General features: G+C 67.9%; 8 protein-coding genes. All 8 read left to right on the plus strand.

Annotation, left to right across the window (positions count from 1 at the left end; translation table 11 throughout):
- Positions 1 to 46: 46 nt before the first annotated feature.
- The 8 genes from MBR110_RS25455 (at position 47) to MBR110_RS25490 (ending at position 8,325) form a co-directional block, all read left to right on the plus strand.
- Positions 47 to 1,549: a sigma-54-dependent transcriptional regulator gene (locus MBR110_RS25455; RefSeq protein ID WP_045579647.1), complete on the plus strand. Its 1,503-nt coding sequence runs from the start codon at positions 47 to 49 to the stop codon at positions 1,547 to 1,549.
- A complete protein-coding gene (locus MBR110_RS25460) occupies positions 1,546 to 2,583 on the plus strand; it encodes a HupU protein (RefSeq protein ID WP_181709662.1) in 1,038 nt (345 codons plus the stop codon). Before MBR110_RS25455 ends, MBR110_RS25460 begins: the two co-directional genes overlap by 4 nt.
- Before the next feature lie 8 nt (positions 2,584 to 2,591).
- Complete coding sequence (locus MBR110_RS25465) at positions 2,592 to 4,049, plus strand: nickel-dependent hydrogenase large subunit (RefSeq protein ID WP_181709663.1); 1,458 nt, start codon at positions 2,592 to 2,594, stop codon at positions 4,047 to 4,049.
- 54 nt (positions 4,050 to 4,103) lie between these two features.
- A complete protein-coding gene (locus MBR110_RS25470) occupies positions 4,104 to 5,507 on the plus strand; it encodes a PAS domain-containing sensor histidine kinase (RefSeq protein ID WP_081053382.1) in 1,404 nt (467 codons plus the stop codon).
- A gap of 810 nt (positions 5,508 to 6,317) precedes the next feature.
- The gene (locus MBR110_RS25475) at positions 6,318 to 7,022 is read left to right on the plus strand and encodes a beta-ketoacyl synthase chain length factor (protein ID WP_034192768.1); all 705 of its coding nucleotides are present in this window, start codon (positions 6,318 to 6,320) and stop codon (positions 7,020 to 7,022) included.
- A complete protein-coding gene (locus tag MBR110_RS25480) occupies positions 7,006 to 7,800 on the plus strand; it encodes a lysophospholipid acyltransferase family protein (RefSeq protein WP_034192767.1) in 795 nt (264 codons plus the stop codon). The genes MBR110_RS25475 and MBR110_RS25480 overlap by 17 nt, the downstream gene beginning before the upstream one ends.
- On the plus strand, positions 7,775 to 8,080 hold the full coding sequence (locus MBR110_RS25485; RefSeq protein WP_034192766.1) for a phosphopantetheine-binding protein: 306 nt from the start codon (positions 7,775 to 7,777) through the stop codon (positions 8,078 to 8,080). Before MBR110_RS25480 ends, MBR110_RS25485 begins: the two co-directional genes overlap by 26 nt.
- Positions 8,077 to 8,325, plus strand: a complete 249-nt coding sequence (locus tag MBR110_RS25490; RefSeq protein WP_011880087.1) for an acyl carrier protein — start codon at positions 8,077 to 8,079, stop codon at positions 8,323 to 8,325. The genes MBR110_RS25485 and MBR110_RS25490 overlap by 4 nt, the downstream gene beginning before the upstream one ends.

An 8,325-nucleotide genomic window follows, 5' to 3' on the forward strand; every position in this document is an offset into this window, starting at 1 on the left:
TGCGGCGGGCCTGAATCGGCCGGATCTGCACGGCCTCGATCGACCCATGAGCTCGCCTTTACCCGTCCATCCCAGCACCGACCCCGAACCCGATCCGGCGCCGCTGCGCAGGCCCCCCACCGTGCTGGTCGTCGACGACGAGCTGCGCGCGCAGGAAACCATTCGCCGCGTGCTGGACGAGGAGTTCGAGGTGCTCACCGCGAGTTCCGCCGACGAGGCGCGGGCGATCCTGCAACAGCAGCCGGTCGCCGTGATCCTCTGCGATCAGCGGATGCCGGGGCGCACGGGCGTCGAGTTCCTGTCCGAAGTGCGCGAGACGTGGCCCGACACCGTGCGGATCATCGTGTCCGGCTACACGGATTCGGAGGACATCGTCGCGGGCATCAACCAGGCCGGCATCCACCGCTTCGTGCTGAAGCCGTGGATGCCCGACCATCTGCTCCACACGGTGCGCCAGGCCGCGGAGGCGCAGTCGCTGCAGCAGGACATGCATCGGCTCGACCTCGAGTTGCGCAACAGCGTCCCGCTGCTGCGGCAGCGCAGCCACGAGAAGCTCGCGCAGGTGCAGAACACGCTCGGCTTCGATGCGATCGTGCGCGCGCCGGGCAGCCCGCTCGATCCGATCTGCAAGCTCGCGTCGAAGCTCGCGCGCTACGACCTGTCGATCCTGATCCTCGGCGAGTCCGGCACCGGCAAGGAGATGCTCGCGCGCGCGATCCACTACGCGAGCCCGCGCGCGGCCGGCCCGTTCGTCGTCGAGAACTGCGCGGCCGTGGCCGACACGCTGCTCGAATCGGAGCTGTTCGGCCACAAGCGCGGCGCCTTCACCGGCGCGGTTCACGACCACGCGGGGCTGTTCCAGCGCGCGAACGGCGGCACCATCTTCCTGGACGAGATCGGCGACACGTCGCTCGCCTTCCAGGTGAGGCTGCTGCGCGTGCTGCAGGAAGGCGAGGTGCGGCCGGTCGGCGCGACGCGCGCGGTGCCGGTCGACGTCCGCGTGATCGCCGCGACGCATCGCGACCTCGAGCGCGAAGTCGAGGCCGGGCGTTTCCGCGAGGATCTTTACTACCGGATCGCGACGGCCACGCTGGCGCTGCCGCCGCTGCGCGAGCGCAGCGGCGATCTGGTGCCGATCGCGCACCGGCTGCTGCAGGCCATCGCCGAGCACGAGTCGCGCCCGGCCGGGCTGGACTTCGCCCGCGATGCGCTGGCGGTGCTGCTCGGCTATGCGTGGCCGGGCAACATTCGCGAGCTGCGCAACGAGATCTACCGCGCGGTCGCGCTGAGCGACGACGACCTGATCCGCGCCGACGCGTTTTCGCCGAAGGTGCTGCGCGGGCAGTCGGGGCCGGCCGCACGCGGGCCGGAAGCGCAGATTGCGTCGGCCGGCACGTTGCAGGAGCGGCTCGATGCGATGGAAACGATGTTGATCAAGGAGGCGCTGTTGCGGCACCGGTGGAACAAGACGCGCGCCGCGTCCGAGCTGGGCCTGTCGCGCGCCGGGCTGCGCCAGAAAATGCAGCGATTCGGTCTGGAGAAGAAATGAGCGTCGATACCCGCGCGCCCGACGGCACGGGCGCGTTCAACGTGTTGTGGCTGCAGTCGGGCGGCTGCGGCGGCTGCAACATGTCGCTGCTGTGCGCCGACACGCCGGACTTCTCCGGCATGCTGTCGCGCGCCGGCATTCGGCTGCTGTGGCATCCGTCGCTGTCGCTCGAAACCGGCGCGGACGCCCGCGACGTGCTGCAGGCGTGCCTCGACGGTACGGTCGAGCTGCATGCGCTGTGCGTCGAAGGCGCGATGCTGCGCGGCCCGAACGGCACGGGGCGTTTTCACGTGCTGGCCGGCACCGGGGTGCCGATGATCGACTGGGTCGCCCGGCTCGCGAGCGTCGCGCATTACACGGTGGCGATCGGCACCTGCGCCGCTTACGGCGGCATCACCGCGGCCGGCGCGAATCCGGCCGATGCCTGCGGGCTCCAGTACGAGGGCGATCAGCCGGGCGGGCTGCTGGGGGCGGCGTACCGGTCGCGCAGCGGCTTTCCGGTCGTCAACGTGGCCGGTTGCCCGACGCATCCGGATTGGGTCGTCGAGACGCTGAGCGCGCTGTCGATGTCGCTGCTCGATCCGGCTGCGCTCGATACGCTCGGCCGGCCGCGCTTCTATGCCGACCAGCTCGTCCATCACGGTTGCACGCGCAACGAGTTCTACGAGTACAAGGCGAGCGCCGTGCGTCCGTCCGATCTCGGCTGCATGATGGAGCACATGGGCTGCAAGGGCACGCAGGCGCATGCCGACTGCAACACGCGCCTGTGGAACGGCGACGGCTCGTGCACGCGCGGCGGGTATGCGTGCATCAACTGCACGGAGCCGGGCTTCGAGGAGCCCGGTCACGCGTTCCACCGCACGCCGAACGTCGCCGGCATCCCGATCGGCTTGCCGAGCGACATGCCGAAGGCATGGTTCGTCGCGCTCGCGTCGTTGTCGAAGGCCGCGACGCCGAAGCGCGTGCGCGAAAACGCGACGGCCGATCATCTGAAAGTCGCGCCCGCGGTCCGTTCGCGGCCCCGTAATAAATAGGTGTCTTGATGTCTCGACTCGTGATCGGTCCGTTCAATCGCGTCGAAGGCGACCTCGAGGTGCGCATCGAGGTCGTCGACGGCCGGGTCAGCGACGCGCATGTGAACGCCACGATGTTTCGCGGCTTCGAGCAGATCCTGCTCGATCGCGATCCGCTCGATGCGCTCGTCTACGTGCCGCGCATCTGCGGTATCTGCTCGGTGTCGCAGGGCGTGGCGGCCGCGCGCACGCTGGCCGACCTGGCCGGCGTGACGCCCACGCCGAACGGCCAGATCGCGACGAACCTGATGCTCGCCGCCGAGAACCTCGCCGATCACCTCAGTCACTTCTATCTGTTCTTCATGCCGGATTTCGTGCGGCCGGTCTATGCGGCGCGCACGTGGCACGCCGAAGCGGTGTCGCGCTTCACGCCTTATCAGGGCGAACGGCACCGCGCCTCGCTTGCCGCGCGGCAACGCTGGCTGCGCCTGATGGGCACGCTCGGCGGCAAGTGGCCGCACACCGGGTCGATCCAGCCCGGCGGCAGCGCGCGCGCGATCGACAACGCGGAGCGGATCCGCCTGCTCGGGTTCATCGGCGAATTCCGGCAGTTTCTCGAAGAGGTGCTGTTCGACGCGCCACTCGAGGAGATCGCGCAGCTCGACAGCGAAGCCGCGCTCGCCGCCTGGCGCGCGCGCGGCGAACGGCGTGGCGATTTGCGGTTCTTCCTGACGCTCGCCGGCGATCTCGGCCTCGACCGCCTCGGCGCCGGCCCCGGCCTGTACCTGTCGTACGGCGCGTATCCGCAACCGGACGGCGCGCACGCGTTCCGCGGCGGCGTCTGGGACGCGCAGCGCAAGCAGGCCGATGCGCTCGATCTCGACGCGATCACGGAAGACGCGACGCATGCATGGCTGGACGATGCGGGCGGCGCGCGGCATCCGTTCGCGGGGCTCACCGAGCCGCGCGCGGACAAGCCGGGCGCTTACACCTGGAACAAGGCGCCGCGGCTGAACGGCGCGGTGCTGGAAACCGGTGCGATCGCGCGGCAGCTGGCGGATGGTCACCCGTTGATCGCCGACGCCGTCGCGCGTTGCGGCGGCTCGGTGTACACGCGCGTGCTGGCGCGATTGCTGGAGCTGGCCCGCGTCGTGCCGATGATGGAGCAGTGGGTGCGCGCACTCGCGCCCGGCATGCCGTATTGCGCGGCCTTCGCGCTGCCGGACGAGGGCCGCGCGGTCGGGCTCAACGAGGCCGCGCGCGGCAGTCTCGGCCATTGGCTGGCGGTGAAGGACGGCAGGATCGCGAATTATCAGATCATTGCGCCGACGTCGTGGAATTTCTCGCCGCGCGATGCCGGCGGCCGTCCGGGCGCGCTCGAAGCCGCGCTGATCGGCGCGCCGGTCGAGCCGGGCGAGACGACGCCCGTGGCGGTCCAGCACATCGTGCGGTCCTTCGACCCGTGCATGGTCTGCACGGTGCATTGAGCCGGCCGCCACGGTCGGCCGAACCCGGATTACGAACAGCGTACTGACAGCGTCATGGCGAGCAATCGATCGAACCCACCCAAACCGGCGGCGAAGCGCCGCGCGGCGCCCGGCGCGGATGCGCTGAGCCACGCCGCCGCGGGGCCGGACGCCCGGCCCGATGCCGAAGGTCTCGACGACGCAGCCTGGCTCGAAGTGATCCACAAGATGGACGAGGTCTACTCGCAGCTCGTGCAGGACGAGATTGCGCTCGAGGAGAAGAACGCGCAGCTCGAGCAATCGCAGCAGTTCATTCTCGGGCTGCTGTCGTCGATGTCGGACGTGCTGGCCGCGTGCAATGCGCGCGGCGAGGTCGAGGAAACCAATGCCGCGATGTGCGAACTGCTCGGGCAGCCGGACAGCGTGCTGCGCGGATCGCGCTTCGAGAGCTGGCTCGCCGACGACGCGAGCGTCACCGCGCTGCGCGCCGTCACGGCGTCGGGCACGCCGGCGCAGGGCACGGTGGTCGAACTGAACATGCGCGATCGGCAAGGCGCGGCCGTGCCGGTCGACTTCAGCTGTACGCCGCGCGGCGGGCCGCGCGGCCGCAGGCTCGGCTACCTGCTGGTAGGCCGCCCGACGGGCGAGCTCAAACGCGCGTATCGGCAGCTGCGCGAAGCGCACGACGCGCTCAAGCACGCGCAACAGCAACTGCTTCACTCGGAGAAAATGGCGGCGCTCGGGCGTCTGGTCGCCGGCGTCGCGCACGAGCTGAACAACCCGATCAGCTTCGTGCTCGGCAACGTGCATGTGCTGAAGCGGTATGGCGAGCGCCTGACGCGCTTCATCGATGCGACGGCGCAGCCGCTATCGGCCGCCGAGCGCACCCGGCTGCGCACGGAGTTGCGGATCGATCCGATTCTGGCCGACTTGCCGTCGCTGGTGGACGGAATGGTCGAAGGCGCGCAGCGCACGGCGGACATCGTCAGCGCGTTGCGCAGGTTCTCCGCGGTCGATCGCGAGGAGCTCGGCGCGGTCGACATCAACGAGGTCGTGACGCGCGCGATTCACTGGATCAGGAAAGGCGCGGGGCCGGATTTCGACGTTCACTGGTCGCCCGGCGAGCCGCAACTCGTGCACGGCAGCGCGGGGCAATTGCTGCAGGTGATGATGAACCTGATCCAGAACGCGTGCGACGCCGCGTCGAGCGCGCATCGAGGCACGCCGGAGATCTGGATCGACGCGACCCACCGTGACGGCCAGGTGATCGTCACGGTGCGCGACAACGGCACGGGCATCATGGACGAGCATCTGCCGCACGTGTTCGAACCGTTCTTCACGACCAAGCCGCAGGGGCGCGGAACGGGGCTCGGGTTGTCGATCAGCTACGGCATCGTCGATCGTCACGGCGGAACGCTGACGGCCGGCAATGCGGAGCAGGGCGGCGCGATCTTCACGCTGGCGTTGCCGCAGAGTTGAAGCGGCGTCGGGCGGGGCTCGGCAAGTCAGACGCCAACGAGCGATTTTGGAAACACCGAGGCGAAGACCAACGCCCGTCTCGCTGCAAGAAAATACCGGCCATCGCGACGGCAAGATTATCGCCACATCGAGACGCGACAAACCGCTCGTGGAATCGTATCTCCGTATCGAATCGGGAAACCCCGCGACGTAATTGAATACCTCCGCGGCGGCTGATACTGGATTCGGATAAATGATCCGCATTGCGCGTTCTTCGGCGCGCTCGAAATGCCCGCGACTACATCGCCGGTTGCGCCAGACGCATCAGTGTCAGGAACGAGGCCCGCGGTTCGACGCAACGGTGCGCCCGGCGGCGGCATGCGCACGCATAACGCGTCGAGACGCGCGCCCGAATGGACACCGGCTATCCGGTTCACCGCATCGCGCTCGCCGGTTATGCGCTCGACCGCTAACGCGTTATACTCCCGACCGTTTGACGCTTTCGAATCGAGCGTTTCATAACAATTGACAAATCGGATTAAATATCGTCTGACGCCGGCGTCGGCGCGTTGATTTCGCACGACGGTCCTGTTACAGTCTCGCCGAAACAAGACCGCCCGACGGTCGGCCGTCCGTCGATTGTGTTGCGTGACGCCGCGATTTCCTGCGTGATCGGCTGTATGGCTCCGGGGAGCCGGTAAGCCGATGTCTCGAACCGCCGAGTCCGACGTGCAGGACGGCATGCTGGATGAAACGGCATCTGACTGCGCATCGCGAGCGGCGCATTAAAAAAACTACCCTCAGCGAAGTAACCGTAAAGAGAACAAAAAAATGGCCGATTTGCATTGGACCATGCCAATCGCCAGATGGACGTCGATTTCGACCGCGGGGGCACCGGGCGTCGAAGCCCTCGATCCGATGGTGCGACGCCGCTTGAGCCGGCTGTCGCGTGTCGCGCTTCAGGCAGCGTACGACTGCGCAGGATCGGACGACGATCCGCTGCGTATGGTGTTCGCATCGCGCCACGGGGAGCTGGCGCGCACCACCGGCATACTCGCCGCCATCGGCGCGCGCGAGCCCGTGTCGCCGACGGCGTTCAGTCTCTCGGTTCTCAATGCGGTCACCGGCATCTTCGGCATCGCCAGGCGCGACCGCTCGCCCGCGACCGCGATCGCGGCCGGACACGAAACGCTCGGTTACGCGCTGCTCGAAGCCTATTCCCAATACGAAACCTCGCCGGCGTCGCCGGTGTTGCTCGTCTATGCGCACGAGCCGGCCGATCCCGTGTACGGCGCGGTCGACGACGATCCGGAGAGCGTCGGCCTCGCCATCCTGCTGGGCGCCGCCGAACCGGCCGGCTATCTCACCTGCGAGATGGCCGCCGAGGATGCGGACGACTGCGCGGACGAAGAGGCCGACGACGCAGCCGGCACGCAAAGCGCCGCGCTGCTGCGTTGCCTGTCGACGCGCACGACGGCGTCGTGGCGCAGCCGCCATGCATCGTGGCGATGGAGCTGGAATGATCGCGCGGCTTGACTACGGCTGGCGCCTGTTCGCGACCGGCGCGAGCCTGGCGTTTTTCGCGCTGTGCGGCTCGGCTTTCTCGTTGCTGGCGATCGTCGCCAGCGCCCTGTGGCCGCATCGCCGTTCGCGTCAGCGCGGCGTCACGCTCGTCATCCATCATTTCTTTCGCGCGCTGGTCGCGCTGCTGCAGCGCGTCGGCGTGATGAAGCTCGAACTGAGCGGCGTCGAGCGTCTGGCGCAGCGCGGCCCGGCCATCGTCGTGGCGAACCACCCGACCTGGCTCGACGTGATGGTGCTGCTGTCGCTGACGCCGAAGGCCTGCTGCGTGGTCAAGCGCGGCCATTGGGGCAACCCGTGCTTCTGGGGCATCGTGCGCGCCGCCGAGTACGTGAGCAACGCGGACGCCACGGAGCTGGTCGACGCCGGCGCGCGCCAGCTGGCGGCCGGCTACACGATGATCATCTTCCCGGAAGGCACGCGCAGCCCGGGCGGCAATCGCCTGCACGCGTTCTCGCGCGGCTTTGCGCACATGGCGCTGCAGTCGGGCAGCAGGATTCAGCCGGTGCTGATCGATTGCGACCCGCCGGTATTCACCAAGACGCTGCGCTGGTATCACGTGCCGTCTCGTGCGTTCCGCATGCGCATCGACGTGCTCGAACCGATGGACCTGGACCGGCTGGCAGCGAACGTCGCGTCGCCGTCGATCGCCGCGCGCAGCATTGCCCGCGAGGTGGAAGTGCACATTACTCAAAGTCTCATTCAGCATGGTTACTTTAAAACTGCAAATTAAGCAGCTTCTGATCGAGACGCTCGATCTCAGCGACATGACCGTCGACGACATCGACGACGATGCGCCGCTGTTCTCGACCGACGGCATCGGGCTCGATTCCGTCGATGCGCTCGAAGTCGGCATCATGCTGCGCAAGAAGTTTCATCTGACGATCGCCGCCAACGACGAGCGCACGAAGGCGCATTTCCGGTCGGTCAACACGCTCGCGGCGTTCATCGCCGAGCAGCAGTCTCATCAGGCATCGCACGAAGCCGTGCTGGAAAAGGGGAGTCTCTCGTGACCGACGCAGAAATCCTGGAGCGCATCCGCGCCATCTTTCACGAGAACTTTGCGATCGAGCCCGAACAGGTGCAGCCCGACACGCACCTGTTCGAAGAACTCGACCTGGACAGCATCGACGCCGTCGATCTGGCGATCAAGCTCCAGGAAATGACCGGCAAACGCATCAAGCCCGAAGAGTTCAAGTCCGTGCGCACGGTCGGCGACGTCGTGGCCGCCGTGCACGCGTTGCTCGCAGACGCGTGA

It is taken from the genome of Burkholderia sp. MBR-1 (assembly GCF_013822785.1).
Classification (GTDB): domain Bacteria; phylum Pseudomonadota; class Gammaproteobacteria; order Burkholderiales; family Burkholderiaceae; genus Burkholderia; species Burkholderia vietnamiensis.

Bases quoted from the DNA above. Each gene is read 5' to 3' on its own strand.
- MBR110_RS25485 (WP_034192766.1), top strand. From the start codon at position 7,775: ATGGTTACTTTAAAACTGCAAATTAAGCAGCTTCTGATCGAGACGCTC.
- MBR110_RS25460 (WP_181709662.1), top strand. From the start codon at position 1,546: ATGAGCGTCGATACCCGCGCGCCCGACGGCACGGGCGCGTTCAACGTG.
- MBR110_RS25480 (WP_034192767.1), top strand. From the start codon at position 7,006: ATGATCGCGCGGCTTGACTACGGCTGGCGCCTGTTCGCGACCGGCGCG.
- MBR110_RS25470 (WP_081053382.1), top strand. From the start codon at position 4,104: ATGGCGAGCAATCGATCGAACCCACCCAAACCGGCGGCGAAGCGCCGC.
- MBR110_RS25475 (WP_034192768.1), top strand. From the start codon at position 6,318: ATGGCCGATTTGCATTGGACCATGCCAATCGCCAGATGGACGTCGATT.
- MBR110_RS25455 (WP_045579647.1), top strand. From the start codon at position 47: ATGAGCTCGCCTTTACCCGTCCATCCCAGCACCGACCCCGAACCCGAT.
- MBR110_RS25465 (WP_181709663.1), top strand. From the start codon at position 2,592: ATGTCTCGACTCGTGATCGGTCCGTTCAATCGCGTCGAAGGCGACCTC.